The organism is Plantactinospora sp. BC1 (genome assembly GCF_003030345.1).
In the GTDB taxonomy this organism is placed as follows: domain Bacteria; phylum Actinomycetota; class Actinomycetes; order Mycobacteriales; family Micromonosporaceae; genus Plantactinospora.
Genome location: NZ_CP028158.1, coordinates 6,694,538 through 6,709,560 on the forward strand (window position 1 = coordinate 6,694,538; position 15,023 = coordinate 6,709,560).

Below are 15,023 nucleotides of genomic sequence, written 5' to 3' on the forward strand. Positions count from 1 at the left end.
GATAGCTGTAGGCTATCAACGTGCAGCTCCACCAGTTGAGATACTTCGTGGCGGTGGCAGAAACCCGGCATTTCACTCATGCCGCCGACAACGTGGGCATCACCCAGCCGTCGCTGAGTAAGCAGATTCACGCCCTGGAGGCGGACCTCGGCGCCCCGCTCTTCGAACGGGTACGCGGCAACATCGGGCTGACGGCGGCCGGCGAGGTGCTGCTGCCGCTCGCCGAACGCATCCTCGCCGACGTCGACACCGCCCGCCGGGAGGTGCAGGAACTCGTCGGGGTCCGGCGCGGCCGGGTACGCCTCGGCGCCACCCCCAGCCTCGCCACCTCGCTCGCCCCCACCGTGCTGCGCCGGTTCCGGGACGCCCACCCCGGCGTCGACCTGCGGGTGGAGGAGAGCGGCTCGCAGGACCTCGTCCGCGACCTGCTCCGGGGCGAACTGGACCTGGCGCTGATCATCCTGCCCGCGACCGGTGCCGACCCGGCGCTGATCGCCGAGCCGATCCTCCGGGACAACCTGGTGGTCGCCTCGCTCAACCCGCTGCCGATGACCGACTCGGCCGGCACCATGCACCTCACCGACCTGCGCCACCAGCCGCTGGTGATGTTCCGGCAGGGCTACGACCTGCGGGACGCCACCCTGCGGGCCTGCCGGGAGGCGGGCTTCGAGCCCTCGCTCGCGGTGGACGGCGGCGAGATGGACGCGGTGCTGAGCTTCGTGGAGGCGGGACTCGGCGTGGCCCTGGTGCCGGGCATCGTGGTCGCCCGCCGCCCGAGACTCTGGGTCACCCCGCTGGCCCCGCCGGGAGTGCACCGGACCATCGCGCTGGCCCGGCGCCGGGAACCGGAACCCACCCACGCGGCGCGGGCGTTCCGGCGGATCCTGCTGCAATACATCGGTACGGCGGCCGAGAACTCGACGCTGCCGGCGGGCGTCACGCCGTACTGACGCCGGCCTGTCCGGTTCGATGTCGGCCGCTCCGGTCCGGCGGCTATTCCAGCCTCCCGTCAGGGGTGAGGAGCAGTCGCGCGTAGTTCGCCATCGAGCGCTGGTAGCGGGGCAGGTGCGGGGCGAGCGCGGCGACCGCGACCGATACCGCCTCCCGTTCCCGGCCGCTGTCGGCCAGGCAGAGCGCCAGCGTCGCGCTGATCGCGTCGGCGAGCCCCCGGGTCGGCTCGTCCAGCGTCGCCGGGTCGATGTCGCGCTCGGCCTCCAGCAGGGTGACCGCGAGTTCGGCCTCTCCGATGTTCCGCAGCGAGCTGGACATCTGGATCACGGCGCGGCGCCGCCGGTAGCCGGCGAGTCCGTGGTCGAGAGCCCACCGGTAGAGCGGAACGGCCCGGTCGGAGTGGCCGGTGGAGTCCCAGGCACAGGCCCGCTCGAACGCGGCGACCGGATCGCCGTCGGGCAACTCCGCCGCCAGGCTCTCGATCAGGGCCCGGAAGTCGTCCTCCCGGCCCTCGTACTCGTCGATCGACGCCCACGCCTCGGCGACCCGCCGCTCCCAGTCCCGCATCCGTGCAGACTCCCAGGACCGCCGACGGTGTCGAGGTCGGCGCCGGCCGTGGTGACCCGAGCCACACGTCGGCGGGCCCGCCACCTGAGACGCGTCGAGGCTCGTCGCGGCTCGGGTTACCAGCGCCAGCGCCAGAAGCGGCGCTCGTAGCGCACCACCAGCGTCCCGGCGGCGGTGCTGCCGGTGACGACGAGGTGCGGGGCGGTCGAGCCGGGTTCGGGGGTGGACGGCACCTTGGCCGTCGCCGTACCGGCGCTCGTGTTGACCCCGTCGATGTTGGCGGTCGCGCCTGCCGGCAACACGATGGTCGTGGAGCCCGCCTGGGTGGCGAGGTCGACGTCGACCACGCGGTGACTGATCACGGCGTGCCGCAGGTCGAGCTTGACGGTGCCGGCCTTGCTGCGCACCACGAGTTTCCGGGGTACGGCCCACCGACCCGAGCGCTTGATCTCCCCGGCGAAGCTGTTCAGTTCGACGACCTCGTCGGGTGCGACGGCCGGGGCCACGTCCGGCAGGTCGGCGACGTAGGGCTGCACCTCGGCATCGGTCCGCGCACGGAGCACGGCGTCGACGCGCTCCTCGAACTCGGGCAGGGTCAACCGGCCCTCCGCGACCGCAGCGCTCAACCGGGAGACGACGGCCTCCCGCTCGGCGTCGGACAGGCGCACCTCCCGCCTCGGCGGGACCAACTCACCACTCACCTGACCAACACTACGGTTCGGCCGACAGGTACAGAAGCCCGGCCGGCTCAGTCGCGCGGACCCGGCGGCCCGCACGTCCGTTCCTCGCCGGCCGGTTGCCCGATGTGCGTGTCGTCGGTCGGGTCGAGCAGTTCGGTCAGGGTCAGCAGGGCCTCGACTGTCATGTTCCGCCGCCACGCCGTTTCGGTCAGCAGCCGCATCGCCGCGTAGAAGGGCTCCCGGTGGGTCAGTTCCTCCAGGCTCATCGCCGTTCCTTTCTCGCAGAGCCGGGTTACGCGATCAGGGCCGCGCGCGGTGCTGGCCGGCGAGTTCGGAGGTGGTCGTGCCGCAGCGTGGACACCAGCGGGACTTGACCCTGAAGGCGAAGAGCCCGGCGAGGAAGCCGAGCAGTGTGCAGCCGACGACCGTGCAGAACAGACGCAGCAGCATGGCGACCTCCTGGGCGATGGGATGCCGGGCAGCTGGTTGCCGCCAGAGGACCTGCCCGGCATCCCGGTTGAGGGACAACCGCCCGAGGGGCGGTGGCCACGGCGCGCTTCAGCGGGGGAAGGTGCACGGCGCGCCGTGGCCGGTACGGGTCAGCCAAAGCGTGACCAGGGCCGTACCGTGAGTCATGTTGCTGGAGCGTCATGCACGAACGCAAGGCTTGCGAAGCGCCCGCACTGTTCACATCGCGCGGCTTTTCCATTGCCTTGCAAACGCAAGCCACCTGAGACTGGAGAGGAGCGAAGGAGCATGAACGTGGCGGCACGAAAACAACCGCCGACCGTCAGACTGCGCCGACTGGCGGCGGAACTCCGCGCACTGCGGCACCACGCCGGACTCACCCGGGAAGACGTCGCGGAACGGACCCACATGAATCCCGCCACGCTCTGGCGGCTCGAAACCGCGCGGGCGCGACCTCAGCGCCGGACCCTGCTCGGCCTGCTCGACGTCTACGGCGTCGCGGATCTCGAACGCCGGCTCGAACTGGTCGACCTGGCCAAGGACGCCGGGCAACTGGGCTGGTTGCAGGCGTACGAGGACCAACTGCCCGACGAGTACAGCACCTACATCTCGTTCGAGTCCGAGGCCCAGTCGGTCCGCAACTACGAGTCGCTCTTCGTCCCGGGCCTGCTCCAGACCGAGGCGTACGCCCGAGCCTTGATCGCCGGCGTCCTGCCGGAGATTACCGAGGACGAGGTGGAACGCCGGGTCGAGGCGCGACTCAAGCGCCAGGAGGTGCTTGCCCGGGCCGAGCCGTTGCGGGTGTGGGCCATCATCGACGAGAGCGTCCTGCACCGGCGAGTCGGCTCAGGCGACGTGATCCGTGACCAGTTGCAACACCTCACCAAGCTCAGCAAGCTGCCAAACATCACGGTGCAGGTGCTGCCCTACGACGTGGGCGCACATCCCGGAATGCACGGCGCGTTCGCGATCATGGGTTTTCCGGATTCGGCCGATCCGGAACTGGTGTACCTCGAAAATCGGGTCAATGGCCTTTTCCTGGAACGTGACACTGACATCGCCAGCTACACCGATCTATTCGAGCATCTGCGCGCGGCGGCGCTCAATCCGGCGGCCTCCGTCCGGATGATCGGCCGCGTCACCGAACAGCACTGACCGGAGGGAGGTGAGGAAGATGTACGACGTCAACATGTCCAGCGCCAGGTGGCGTACGAGCAGTCGTTCAGGTGGTAACGGCAACTGTGTCGAGGTTGCCGACAACCTCGGAGCCGTCGTTCTGGTGCGGGACAGCAAGGACCGGACCGGCCCGGTGCTGGAGTTCCGGCCAGCCACATGGGCGGCCTTCGCGATGTCGCTGAAGGACGGGATGCCCTCGGCGTAACCGTTTCGCAGCACGGTTCGGCGGCCCCGCCGTACCCACGGTCGGGGCCGCCGTCCGCGCCGTCGCGGGTAGCCACTTTTTTGTGCGTACTTGTCGGGTCACCGCCGCCGTACGAGTCTGGTTGCGGGCGGTCGGACGGCCGCCGGAATCCGGATCGACGGGAGGTCGGCGGGATGTCAGGAGGCCGACGGCTGGGCGGCGGCGAGCCTGTCCAGGCGGCGGTGTCCCCAGTCGGAGAGTGGCGCCAGCGCCTCGGCGAGGTCGCGGCCGAACGGGGTCAGCGAATAGACAGTCTTCAGCGGCAGTACGTCGTGCACCTCCCGGTGCACCAGCCCGTCGCTCTCCATCTCGCGTAGCGCCTGGGTCAGCACCTTCTCGGTGAGGCCGGGCAGCCGCCGCCGTAGCTCGGCGGGGAGGTGCGGGCCGGATTCCAGCAGCCAGAGCAGCGACGTCTTCCACTTGCCGTCGATCACGGTGATCGCGGCGGTCACCCCGCAGACGTTCAGATCCCGGGCACGGCTGCGCGTCATCTACGTCCTCTTAACCCAAGTGCGCACAAGTTCAGGAGTACCAGCATGTCCTCACACCCCGAACACTCCGCTGTCACGGTACTCGGTCTCGGACCGATGGGCCGGGCCCTGGCCGGCGCGTTCCTGGATGCCGGCCTGCCGACCACGGTCTGGAACCGGACTCCCGGCCGGGAGACCGCCCTGGTCGAGCGGGGCGCGGCCGGCGTCGGCTCGGTCGCGGAGGCGGTCGCCGCGAGTGACCTGACCGTGGTCTGCGTGGTCAACAACGACGCGGTGGACGCGATCCTCCGGACCGACGCCGTCGCCGACGCGCTCAAGGGGCGTACGGTGGCGAACCTCAGTGCCGACACGCCGCAGCGGGCCCGGGACGTCGCCGCCTGGGCGGCCGAGCACGGCATCGGCTACCTGGACGGCGCGATCATGACGCCGACCAGCACCATCGGTACGCCGGACGGCGTATTCATCCACAGTGGTCCGGGCGACCTCTACCGGCGGCACCGGCCCGTGCTGGAGAGGCTGGGCGGCACGCACACGCACGTCGGCGAGGAGATCGGCCGGGCGGCGGCGTACGACATCGCCCTGCTCGACATCTTCTGGACCTCGATGGCGGGCTGGGCGCACGCGCTGGCGGTGGCCCGGGCGGAGGGGATCAGCGCCCGGGAACTCGCGCCCTTCGCCCAGGGCATCGGCGCGATCCTGCCGCCGGTCTTCGAGCAGACGGCGGCGGAGGTCGAGGACGGCAGCTACTCCGGTGCGGACAACCCGATCACCTCGGCGGCCTCGACCATGGCGCACATCGTGCACGCCTCCGAGGCGCACGGGATCGACGCGAGCGTGATGCGGGCGGTCGAGGGTCTGACCCGCCGGGTGATCGGGCTCGGCCACGGCACGGACGGCTTCCTCCGGGTGGCCGAACTCCTCGGTCGCCGTTAGCGCCTGTGTCGAAGGTGGGGAAGCCAGGGGCGGTGGGCGGTTCGGCCATGCTGGGACGTCCTCGTGGTGAGGGCGTCCCAGCGGGCCGTGTGGGTGGTTACGAGTCGCCGGAGGGGCCGGCGATGGTGGTGCCGGTGCGGACCGGTACGCCGGGGTTCGGGGTGCCGTCGGAGTTCCAGCCGATCTTCTGTGCTCGGGTGGTGCGGGTGGTGCCGCAGCCCTGGTTGGTGGAGGAGTTGGCGTGGTAGACGATCCAGGTTTCCGCGCCGTCGGGTGATCTGGTGAAGGAGGCGTGGCCCGGGCCGTAGACGCCGTTGGCGTCGCTGCGCTGGAAGATGGGTGTCGATCGCTTCGTCCAGGAGCTGGGCGACATCGGGTCGCCGCCGGTCCAGGTCAGGGTGCCGAGCTTGTAGTCGGGTGTGTTGCAGGAACTGGCCGAGTACGTCAGGAAGGTTCGTCCGCCGTTGTAGACGGCGTACGGGCCTTCGTTGACCGCGCCGCCCTGCCGTTCCCAGGACAGTGTCGGGGACGAGATTCGTGTGCCGTTGCGGGAGACCTGGGTCGGTGAGGACATCGGGGCGATGAACAGTCCTTGTTCGCCGCCTCGGAAGGCGGAGTAGACGAAGTGGTTCACGTAGCCGTTGAACCGGACGACGCTGCCGTCGATCGCCCATCCGTTGTTGGGTTCGAGGTTGAGGATGCCTCGGTAGGTGTACGGGCCGAGTGGGTCGGTGCCGTTGCTTTCGAGTACGCCGGTGCGGCGTGCGCCCTGGCCGGGGGAGGGTTCGGCGGAGAAGTAGATGTACCACCGGTTGTTGATCCACTGGATGTCCGGTGCCCACATGGTGCAGCAGCCCGGCCCGGGGGCGAGGGTGAACACGGTTCGTTCCGGCGCGTTCTTCAGCCCGGCCATGGTGGACGAGGTGCGCATGACGATTCGGGAGGTCCAGGTGGTGGCGATGTAGTACCAGTTGCCGTTGCTGTAGACGATCGACGGGTCCGCGCTGTTCGGGGCGCCGACGAGGGGGTTGGTGAACGACGGTCCGGGCGCGGCGAGCGCCGGGGCGGCGGGGACGGTCGCGCCCAGGGTCGACACGAGTACGGCGACGACGGCGGTGGTCAGCAGCCGTCGCGCCGCTTTCGGTCTGTGGATCGTGATCATCGCGGTTCCTTCCTTGGGACCTGCGTCCGGGAATGGGCGGGGCTGCTGCCCGAGACCACTCGGGGACGCGCTGACGGTGTCTTCACCGGCCGGTGAGGTGGTGGTACAGCTCCCTTCGTGACCGCTGAATGGGTGCTCTGAGGCGTCATCGCGCTTGCGGGTGCCTGGGCCGGTCCGGGGAGGTGGGCCCTCGTCCATCCGGGATGATCCGGCATCGACAGGGGCGGGGACATTGACGGTTGCTCATCCCGTCCGAGCAACTGTGAGCGCTAACATCTCCTGCTGTCAAGGCGTCCGGGGCAGGTCGGTTGGGACAGGGGTCGGGCCGGCCGCAAGGGCTTACGGCATCCTCCATGGCCAGCTACCTACAGAGGTTTCGAGCCTTTCGGCGCCCTGGCCAGGCGACACGCCGCCGCCGCGATGCGGTGGTGCCCGATCGGAGCGGGCATGTTATCGCAAACATTTCGGTAGGAGTTCGAGGGTCAGAGAAGCGCTTCGACATCGCATGATGGCTCGCAGGCAACCATGTTCATCGATGTGAGCTATCACATCGGCGGTTGTGGAAACGTGCAGGAACCCGCGTTGTCGATGGTGCCGGCGTGGACCAGAAACCTGGACCGGAAAGGGATGTCCGATGAGTCAACTTCTCGGAGCACACCGCCACAGGCGATGGAGGGCCTTGCTGACCGTGGCTGTGTGTGCGGTGACCGCTGTTGCTGGCACCGTGCTCAACCCGAAACCCGTGGCAGCGGCCACTACGGACACGAACCAGCAGTGGCAACTCACCTCCGTCGGCGGCAACGAGCCGCCGGCCACGACCGGCACGGTGCTGGCGCAGTACCCGGCGCCCGGCCGAGTGACCGGAGACATCGGCGTACACGACCCGACCGTGGTCAAGCGGCCCACCGGCGGCTACCTCATGGTGCACACCGGCGACAACGTCGCGCTCAAGACCTCTACGGACCGGACCGCCTGGCGCAACGCCGGTTCGGCCTTCCCCGGCGGCGCACCGTGGACGTTGTCGTACACCAACGGCGGCCGCAACCTCTGGGCCGGAGACATCTCCTACCACAACGGCCAATACTGGCTGTACTACTCGGCCTCGTCGTTCGGATCCAACCGCTCAGCGATCTTCCTCGCCACCAGTCCGACCGGCACGTCCGGCTCCTGGACGAACCGCGGCCTGGTCATCGAGTCCAGGACCTCGGACAACTTCAACGCCATCGACCCCAACCTCGCCGTGGACGACCAGGGCCGCTGGTGGCTCAGCTTCGGATCGTTCTGGTCCGGCCTCAAACTCGTCCAGGTCAACCCGTCCAACGGCCTGCGCCTCGACGGCACGATCCGCAGCATCGCCGGTCGCGGCGGCGGCGCCATCGAGGCCCCGTACATCTTCAAGCGCGGCGCCTACTACTACCTGTGGGTGTCGTGGGACATGTGCTGCCGAGGCGCATCCAGCACCTACCGGGTCATGGTGGGCCGCTCGACCAGCATCACCGGCCCCTACCTCGACCGCAACGGCCGCGACATGAACGCCGGTGGCGGCACCGAAATACTGGCCGGACACGACAACGTCCGCGGACCGGGACACCAGGCCGTTTTCGCCGACAACGACGGCGACATACTGGTCTACCACTACTACAACGCCAGCAACGGCGCCGCCCTGCTCGGCATCAACCGCATCGGCTACGACAACGCCGGATGGCCCTTCCTCTTCTGACAGGTGCGGGTGCCGACCGTCCGGTCGGGCCGCTCGACGTCGACGGGCGGCCCGGCCGGACGGCGGCCGGTAGGCTGGAGAGAGTGACCCGCACCCACCGGGAACTCTTCGAACGGTACGTCCACGCCGGTGCGATCAGCCGGGACCCCGAGGCGATCGCCGCCCTCTTCACCGACGACGGTGAATACGAGGCGCCGCTGGTGCCGGAGGGTCATCCGCTGCCGCGCCGGCTGGTCGGCCGGGAAGCGATCCGGGCCGGCATCGGCGCGTACCACCGGGAGCCGGCCTACCAGGGCACGGTCGACGCGGCGGCGTCCGGGTACGTGCTGCACGAGACCGCCGATCCCGACGTCTTCCTTGTCGAGATCGACACCGTCCTCGTCGCGCCGACCGGGCAGCGTACGACCGTGTCCCTGGTGCAGGTCTTCCGGGTCCGCGCCGGCCGGATCGCGAAGCTCCGCGACTACTTCGCACCCCCACCGCAGGTCCCGTCCCCGCCACAACCGGCCCGAGGCGCGTGACGACGAGCGGCTCCGGGTGGACCGGCGGACTCCGGCGCGACGGCTCCGGACGGTACGCCCACGCCGGGGCGGCGGGCCGGTGCGCTGGCGGCTCCGTAGGTCAGCGGGCGACGGCGTACGCCAGGGGCAGCGGGGTCGGCTGGTCGGCCCAGGTAGCGGTCAACACGGCACCGGTCAGCCCGTGGTCCTTCGCGCCGGGGCGGCGGACGACCGCGAGTTCCACGGAGTCCGTGACGATCGTCGTCGGCTCCTCCTCGACCACCCGGTGGATCACGTGCACCGGCGGTACGGTGCTGCCCGGGGTGCCGTCGCCGGTCACGGTCATGCTCGGCGGCCGGACCTCGCGTACCCCGTCGACCTCGAAGAACTCCTCCGCCTGGCCGCTACCGGTGACGATCGCGGCGGCCAGCGCGCTGGCGTAGACCGGGTCGCCGCAGGCGTCGTACACCCAGCGGCGGCCGAGCACCGAGTGCTCGGTGGTCCCGATCAGCCAGTCGTCGCCGCCGGGCAGCGGCGCGGCCCGGTAGGTGAGTGGAACCTGGTGCACCGGTCCGTCGCCGGACCTGACGAGCATCGTCTCGATCCCGACCGCTCCGTCCGGGTCGTCGAACCGGAAGCTCGCGACGCGGACGACGTCGGCGGCGGCCGGGCCCCGGTACCAGCGTCGGCCGGGCAGCCAGTCCGCCAGAAGTTCGAGTTTGCCGGGATGCAGTGCGGCCCGGTGCAGCAGTGCCATGCGCAAGATCATAGCCGGAGACCGTCCGGCGGCCGGCCGTCAGCGGGACTCTGCGTACGGGGCGACGGTGGCAGCATGGGAGGGAGCCCCGATCCGCTCCGGTCGCCGGGCCGTCCATCGTCGTGCGGGGGGAGACGAATGTCGACCATTGCCAATCCGTTCGGGTCCGCCACCGATCTGCACCGGGTCCTCGCCGAGCTGCGCCGGGAGAGTCCGGTCGTGGAGGTCGAGCTGCCGACCGGCGTCACCGCCTGGGTCGTCACCCGTTACGAGGACGCCCAGCGGGCGCTGAGCGACCCACGGCTGGCCAAGGCCACCTCGGCCGGCGGGTTCAACTACCGGGGGATGATTCCGGACGACGTGGCCCGGGCGGTCGGCCGGCACATGCTGGCGCTGAACCCGCCCGACCACACCCGGCTGCGGCGGCTGGTCTCCGGCGCCTTCACCGCACGCCGGGTCGCCGCACTGCGCCCCCGGATGGAGGAGCTGACCGAGCAGTTGCTGGACGGCATCGCCGACGCCGAAGAGGTTGACCTGATCGACCGCTTCGCCTTCCCGCTGCCGATCCAGGTGATCTGCGAACTGCTCGGCGTACCGGCCGAGGACCAGGCCGACTTCCGCAGGTGGACGGATGCGATCGTGACCGGCCCGATGAACCCGGCCGGACTGCCGCCCGCGCTGACCGCGATCGTCGGCTACATCCGTACCCTGCTGGCGGCCAAGCGCGAGCGGCCGGCCGACGACCTGCTCTCCGCGCTGATCGCGGTGCACGAGCAGGGCGACCGGCTCACCGACGACGAACTCGTCTCGATGGTCTACCTCTTCCTGATCGCCGGCCACGAGACCACGGTCAACCTGATCGGCAACGGCATGCTGCTGCTGTTGGCCGAACCGGAGCGCTGGGCCCGGGTGGTGGCCGAACCGGCGCTGCTGCCCGGGACGATCGACGAGGTGCTGCGCTACGAGGGGCCGGTGCAGAACGCCTCGTTCCGGACCGCGATGGAGCCGGTCGAGCTGGGCGGCCGGACCATCCCGCAGGGCGCGTCGGTGCTGGTGGCCCTCCTCTCGGCCAACCGGGACCCGGACCGGTTCCCCGAGCCGGACCGGCTGGACCTGGACCGTCCGCCCACCCCCAACCTGGCGTTCGGGCACGGCATCCACTACTGCCTCGGCGCACCGTTGGCCCGGCTGGAGGGGCAGATCGCCTTCGGTGGGTTGGCCCGCCGGTTTCCCGGGATGCGCCTGGCGGTGCCGCCGGAGGAGATCGGCTGGCGGTCCAGCCTGCTGCTCCGTGGCCTGTCGGCGCTCCCGGTCAGGCCGCACGGCTGACCGACGGACCGGCCGACGGGACGGTCCCGGGACGGGATGCTCCTATGGAAGTCAAGGGGTGTTGAGGGCGGTGAAGTCGGCGAGGAGGGCGGTGTGGACCTCGCGGACGATGTAGCGCTTGAGGCAGCGCATGATCTCTTTCTTGCTGAGTCCTTGTTTGGCCAAACAAGGACTCAGCAAGAAAGAGATCATGCGCTGCCTCAAGCGCTACATCGTCCGCGAGGTCCACACCGCCCTCCTCGCCGACTTCACCGCCCTCAACACCCCTTGACTTCCATAGGAGCATCCCCCGCAGCCGAGCGGTCCAGCGGCCCCGCCCGGCGCGGCCCGGGCCGTCGCGGTGGCCGGCGCCCCGCGACGGTCACCGCGCCCCGGCGGTCCGGCCGCCCCGGCGTGCCGGCGTTCGGCCAGACCGGGTCGGCTGATCGGCGGCGGGTCCGAATCGAGTCGCTCAACCGCCACCGCACCGCGCCGGTTATAAAGTGGACGGCCTGGCCGAATTTCCCGGTGGAGGCCGAGTGCGCCGCTCGCTGACATTCGCGCTGGTGATCACGTTCCTGACCCTGCTCGCCAGCGGATTGGTCAATGTGGTCACGGCGAATGCTCATTTCAAATTCTCGGTGTGGATAATCTTCGGAGTGATCTTCGCGATCGGTGTGATCACGGCTGTACTCGACGCGCTCCGGTACCGGAAGGAGGAGAAGCCGGCAGCGACGACGCCCACACCGGTCACCTCGGCACCGTGGGCCGCGACGATGCCCGACGAGCTGCTGATCGATCGCCCCGACCTCATATCGCGACTGCGGGCGCATCTGCTCGACACGGATACGAAGTCCGTGGGTTTGACCGGCGTCTATGGTGCCGGAGGCTTCGGCAAGACCACCCTGGCGAGACAGGCGGCGCTGCTGCCGAGCCTGCGGGAGCGGTTCACCGGCGGGCTACTGTGGATCACCGTCGGGCAGTCGATGTCCGGCCCCCAGCTGGCCGACGCGATAAACGATCTCACCGAGCAGCTGACCGGTAACCGGCCCGGCCTCGTCACACCCGAGCAGGCCGGCCAGTGGCTCGGCAGGGAGCTGGACAAGCGCGAGCCGGTACTCCTGATCATCGACGACGTCTGGTACGAGGAGCAGCTGCGCCCGCTGCTGGCCGGCGGCACCCGCTGCAAGCGGCTGATCACGACCCGGGTAGCCCGGCTGCTCCCGGAGGCCGCGCACCGGGTGCAGGTCGACGAGATGGGCCGCAGCGAGGCGGCAGACCTGCTGACCCGGGGAATCGACGGGATCCCGGCGGCGGACACGACGAGGGTGCTGGCGCTCACCGGCCGTTGGCCACTGCTGCTGGCCCTGGTGAACGGCGCGGTTCGGTGGCGGGTCCAGCGGGGTGAGGCGGTGGGCGCGGCCACGGCAACGGTTGTCGAGCAACTGACGGCAGGCGGCCCGGCCGCGCTGGACGTCACGACACTGGCCGCTCGGGAGCGGGCGGTCGACCTCACCGTACGGGCGAGCCTCGAACTGTTGCCGGTGGACCATCAGCGGCGGTACGAGGAGCTCGGGGCGTTCCCCGAGGACGTTTCCATACCGGACGCCACGACGAACATGCTGTGGGCGCGGACGGCGGAGATGACCGCGGCGACGGCGGAGTCCCTCCGCGGCGCCATGGCGGACCTGTCGCTCGTGCAGCGGGCACCCGACGGTCTACGGCTGCACGACGTGCTGCGAGGCTACCTGCGCCAGCGGCTGGCGCCGGCCGCCCTCCGTGAGGTCAACGCCCAGTTGGTCGTCTCGGCAAGGGACCTGGTCGGCGGCTCCCGGCAGCGCCCCACACCGTGGTGGCGGCTCCCGGCCGACGAGGACTACCTGTGGCGACACCTCTGCTACCACCTCGGCGAGGCGGGCCTGGGCGCCGAGCTGACCGCTGTCGCGTCGCACCTGGAGTGGATCGGCACGAAGACCGTCGGCGTGGGCGTGGCCGCCGTCGAAGCCGACCTGCAACGGGCCGGCGACGGATACAGCGGGCTGTTGCTGGCGCGGCTGTCCAAGAGCGCCCACCTGCTGACCCCGACGACGCCACCGGAGTCGTTCCGGGACGTGCTGACCTCCCGACTTGACGGCGTACCCGAGCTGGCCCCCGCGGTGCGCGCCTACACGGCGGCCAGCGGTGCCTCGCGGGCGAGGATCGGCCTGCGGTGGCCGCTTCCCGACATCGGCCCGTCCAGCCTCGACCGGGTGATCGCCGTCGGAGGCGGATGGCTGAGCTGCTGCGCGATGTCGCCGGACACGGCGTGGATCGTCTCCGGCAGCCATCGGGGCGTCGTCGGCGTCTGGGACCGGGCGACCGGCACGACACTCGGCCTCATGCCCGGACACGAGGGCGAGATCAACGCGGTGGCGGTCACCGCGGACGCGGCGTGGATCGTCTCGGCCGGCACCGACGCGACAGTACGGATCTGGGACGCGGATCGTCGCCGGGAGACGCGCACGCTGCGACTGCACAGCGGCAAGGTGCACGACTGCGCGGTGTCACCGGATTCCACCCGGGTGGCCTCGGTGGACGAGCACGGCGTTCTCTCCGTCGCCGCCGTCACCTCCGGGAAGCAGCTCTACTCGCACCGGTTCGCGCGGGAGGCGCTCGTGAAGTGCGCCTTCGTCGACGACGCGGTCGTGCTCACGGCGTCGGAACACGGGACGGTACTCCTCCACGACCTCGCCAAAGGCGTCTCGGCGACCTACCTGTACGACGATTCCGCCGTCGTGCAGGCGATGGCGGTGGGCGCGGAGCTTTCCTACCTGGCCCTGACCGGGGTCGACGACGAGATCCGGGTGTCTCGACGGGGCGCGGACGGGCCGCTGACGCTGGTCGGGCACGTCGGATTCGTCAACACGCTGGTGGCTAGCGGTGACCGGATCATCTCGGGCGGCGCCGACGGGACGATCCGGACCTGGGACGCCGACACCGGCCGACCGGTCAGCGTCGTGCCGGCGCACACCAGCTGGGTCACCTGCTGCGTACTCTCCGCGGATGGCCGCTGGCTCGTCTCGACCGGAAGCGACGGCATGATCCGGGTGTGGAACACGGCCCTGATCGCCGGGGAGTCCGCCGACGGGCACGTGGACTGGGTCAACGGATGCAGCGTCTCGCCCGACGGCAGGGAGATCGTCACCGCCGGCAACGATCACACCCTACGGTTCTGGACGGCCGACGGCGAGACGGTCAACATCTGGCGGGCGGAGACCGCCGTCCGAAGCTGCGCCTACGGCTCCGGTGGCGACGCCCTGGCAGCGGTCGCCATCCTGCGGCCGTACATCCTGCGGCGGCAAGGATCGGTCTGGACGGCGCAGGAGCGTACCGCGGTCGACGATCGCCAGTCCCTCGACACCTGCTTCACCTCCCCGTCGGGAGACCTCGTCGCCTGGACGGGGCTGTACGGAGACGTCCTCCTTTCCTCCCTCCGCGACGACATCGAGATATCCCAGTACAGGCACACGGATTCGGTGAAGGCGGCGGCCTTTCTGGTCGACGACGACCTGCTCGTCCTCGGCGGCAGCGACGGTGCGGTGCTCGCCTGGCGGTTCCGCACCGGCCGGCCGCCGCAACCGGTGGCGCAGGGCCCGCCGGTCGCGGCGCTGGTCCGATGCCCCGACGACGCCCGCCTGGTCTGTCTGACCGGATCGCTCGTGCGGATCTTCGACGCCCGGACGCTCAGGATCGTCGCCCGCGCCGAGTTCGACGCCGGTTCGGGCATGACCGCCGCCGCCGTGTCGAGCGACAGCAGGTGGCTGCTGACCGCCAGTGAAGGGGGTGACCTGCGGGTACACGACCTCGACACGCTCGAAAACGTGGCCTCCATGCGCGTCGACGGGGCACTGTTCGACTGTGCCTGGCGGCCCGGATCGCTCGACTTCTACGCCGTTGGCCGCCGCGGGGTGTACGCGTTCTCCTTCCTACCCGCCGCGCCCGTGATCCGGCAGGCCGCGAAGGGTACCCGGCCCGTGAAGTCGCGGAGGCAACCCCGTCGCTGACGGCTTTCACCCACCGGCAGAGA

The 15,023-nt window shown here is 70.3% G+C and carries 16 protein-coding genes; 9 read left to right on the top strand and 7 right to left on the bottom strand.

All coding sequences use genetic code 11. The annotated features are described in order from the left end of the window. Positions 1-14 precede the first annotated feature (14 nt). Positions 15-950 carry a LysR family transcriptional regulator gene (locus tag C6361_RS29305; RefSeq protein WP_107269700.1) on the top strand — a complete coding sequence of 312 codons (936 nt, stop codon included), beginning with the start codon at positions 15-17 and terminating at the stop codon, positions 948-950. A 43-nt stretch (positions 951-993) separates the two neighbouring features. On the opposite strand, the gene C6361_RS29310 is transcribed toward C6361_RS29305, so the two are convergent. The 4 genes from C6361_RS29310 to C6361_RS37720 form a co-directional block, all read right to left on the bottom strand. Continuing rightward, a complete protein-coding gene (locus C6361_RS29310) occupies positions 994-1,518 on the bottom strand; it encodes a tetratricopeptide repeat protein (protein ID WP_107269701.1) in 525 nt (174 codons plus the stop codon). 116 nt (positions 1,519-1,634) lie between these two features. Next, entirely contained in the window at positions 1,635-2,219 is a 585-nt protein-coding gene (locus C6361_RS29315) for a DUF1707 domain-containing protein (RefSeq protein WP_159079533.1), read from the bottom strand. 47 nt (positions 2,220-2,266) lie between these two features. Beyond that, the gene (locus C6361_RS37225; RefSeq protein ID WP_159079534.1) at positions 2,267-2,464 is read right to left on the bottom strand and encodes a hypothetical protein; all 198 of its coding nucleotides are present in this window, start codon (positions 2,462-2,464) and stop codon (positions 2,267-2,269) included. A gap of 34 nt (positions 2,465-2,498) precedes the next feature. Further along, positions 2,499-2,648, bottom strand: a complete 150-nt coding sequence (locus tag C6361_RS37720) for a hypothetical protein (protein ID WP_199853112.1) — start codon at positions 2,646-2,648, stop codon at positions 2,499-2,501. A 306-nt stretch (positions 2,649-2,954) separates the two neighbouring features. Here C6361_RS37720 and C6361_RS29320 point away from each other — a divergent pair, with 306 nt between their 5' ends. Both C6361_RS29320 and C6361_RS29325 read left to right on the top strand, forming a co-directional pair. After that, a complete protein-coding gene (locus tag C6361_RS29320) occupies positions 2,955-3,821 on the top strand; it encodes a helix-turn-helix transcriptional regulator (RefSeq protein ID WP_107269703.1) in 867 nt (288 codons plus the stop codon). 19 nt (positions 3,822-3,840) lie between these two features. Further along, positions 3,841-4,047 (top strand): DUF397 domain-containing protein, encoded by a 207-nt coding sequence (locus tag C6361_RS29325; RefSeq protein WP_107271258.1) that lies wholly within the window; start codon positions 3,841-3,843, stop codon positions 4,045-4,047. A 176-nt stretch (positions 4,048-4,223) separates the two neighbouring features. Here C6361_RS29325 and C6361_RS29330 read toward each other — a convergent pair whose 3' ends face one another. Further along, a complete protein-coding gene (locus tag C6361_RS29330) occupies positions 4,224-4,577 on the bottom strand; it encodes a helix-turn-helix domain-containing protein (protein WP_107269704.1) in 354 nt (117 codons plus the stop codon). Between C6361_RS29330 and C6361_RS29335 the strand changes: the two genes are divergently transcribed. Continuing rightward, the gene (locus C6361_RS29335) at positions 4,464-5,510 is read left to right on the top strand and encodes an NAD(P)-dependent oxidoreductase (protein ID WP_304598512.1); all 1,047 of its coding nucleotides are present in this window, start codon (positions 4,464-4,466) and stop codon (positions 5,508-5,510) included. The genes C6361_RS29330 and C6361_RS29335 overlap by 114 nt on opposite strands. A gap of 97 nt (positions 5,511-5,607) precedes the next feature. Here C6361_RS29335 and C6361_RS29340 read toward each other — a convergent pair whose 3' ends face one another. Then, positions 5,608-6,672 carry a family 43 glycosylhydrolase gene (locus tag C6361_RS29340; RefSeq protein WP_159079535.1) on the bottom strand — a complete coding sequence of 355 codons (1,065 nt, stop codon included), beginning with the start codon at positions 6,670-6,672 and terminating at the stop codon, positions 5,608-5,610. Positions 6,673-7,414: 742 nt separating this feature from the next. Here C6361_RS29340 and C6361_RS29345 point away from each other — a divergent pair. After that, on the top strand, positions 7,415-8,392 hold the full coding sequence (locus C6361_RS29345) for an arabinan endo-1,5-alpha-L-arabinosidase (RefSeq protein ID WP_234359078.1): 978 nt from the start codon (positions 7,415-7,417) through the stop codon (positions 8,390-8,392). Between the two features lie 83 nt (positions 8,393-8,475). After that, on the top strand, positions 8,476-8,913 hold the full coding sequence (locus tag C6361_RS29350; RefSeq protein ID WP_199853113.1) for a nuclear transport factor 2 family protein: 438 nt from the start codon (positions 8,476-8,478) through the stop codon (positions 8,911-8,913). Between the two features lie 100 nt (positions 8,914-9,013). On the opposite strand, the gene C6361_RS29355 is transcribed toward C6361_RS29350, so the two are convergent. Then, positions 9,014-9,649 carry a hypothetical protein gene (locus tag C6361_RS29355; RefSeq protein WP_107271259.1) on the bottom strand — a complete coding sequence of 212 codons (636 nt, stop codon included), beginning with the start codon at positions 9,647-9,649 and terminating at the stop codon, positions 9,014-9,016. Between the two features lie 138 nt (positions 9,650-9,787). Here C6361_RS29355 and C6361_RS29360 point away from each other — a divergent pair, with 138 nt between their 5' ends. The 3 genes from C6361_RS29360 to C6361_RS29365 all read left to right on the top strand — a co-directional run bounded on the left by C6361_RS29360 (position 9,788) and on the right by C6361_RS29365 (position 15,000). Further along, positions 9,788-10,978 (top strand): cytochrome P450, encoded by a 1,191-nt coding sequence (locus tag C6361_RS29360; protein WP_107269709.1) that lies wholly within the window; start codon positions 9,788-9,790, stop codon positions 10,976-10,978. Positions 10,979-11,096: 118 nt separating this feature from the next. Continuing rightward, on the top strand, positions 11,097-11,249 hold the full coding sequence (locus C6361_RS38430) for a hypothetical protein (RefSeq protein ID WP_234359079.1): 153 nt from the start codon (positions 11,097-11,099) through the stop codon (positions 11,247-11,249). A 247-nt stretch (positions 11,250-11,496) separates the two neighbouring features. Beyond that, positions 11,497-15,000 carry an NB-ARC domain-containing protein gene (locus tag C6361_RS29365; protein ID WP_159079536.1) on the top strand — a complete coding sequence of 1,168 codons (3,504 nt, stop codon included), beginning with the start codon at positions 11,497-11,499 and terminating at the stop codon, positions 14,998-15,000. The last annotated feature ends 23 nt before the right edge of the window (positions 15,001-15,023 follow it).

Excerpts from the sequence above, each read along its gene's own strand:
- C6361_RS29320 (WP_107269703.1), top strand. The coding sequence starts at position 2,955 with ATGAACGTGGCGGCACGAAAACAACCGCCGACCGTCAGACTGCGCCGA.
- C6361_RS29340 (WP_159079535.1), bottom strand. The coding sequence starts at position 6,672 with ATGATCACGATCCACAGACCGAAAGCGGCGCGACGGCTGCTGACCACC.
- C6361_RS29355 (WP_107271259.1), bottom strand. The coding sequence starts at position 9,649 with ATGGCACTGCTGCACCGGGCCGCACTGCATCCCGGCAAACTCGAACTT.
- C6361_RS37720 (WP_199853112.1), bottom strand. The coding sequence starts at position 2,648 with ATGCTGCTGCGTCTGTTCTGCACGGTCGTCGGCTGCACACTGCTCGGC.
- C6361_RS29330 (WP_107269704.1), bottom strand. The coding sequence starts at position 4,577 with ATGACGCGCAGCCGTGCCCGGGATCTGAACGTCTGCGGGGTGACCGCC.
- C6361_RS29325 (WP_107271258.1), top strand. The coding sequence starts at position 3,841 with ATGTACGACGTCAACATGTCCAGCGCCAGGTGGCGTACGAGCAGTCGT.
- C6361_RS37225 (WP_159079534.1), bottom strand. The coding sequence starts at position 2,464 with ATGAGCCTGGAGGAACTGACCCACCGGGAGCCCTTCTACGCGGCGATG.
- C6361_RS29360 (WP_107269709.1), top strand. The coding sequence starts at position 9,788 with ATGTCGACCATTGCCAATCCGTTCGGGTCCGCCACCGATCTGCACCGG.
- C6361_RS29310 (WP_107269701.1), bottom strand. The coding sequence starts at position 1,518 with ATGCGGGACTGGGAGCGGCGGGTCGCCGAGGCGTGGGCGTCGATCGAC.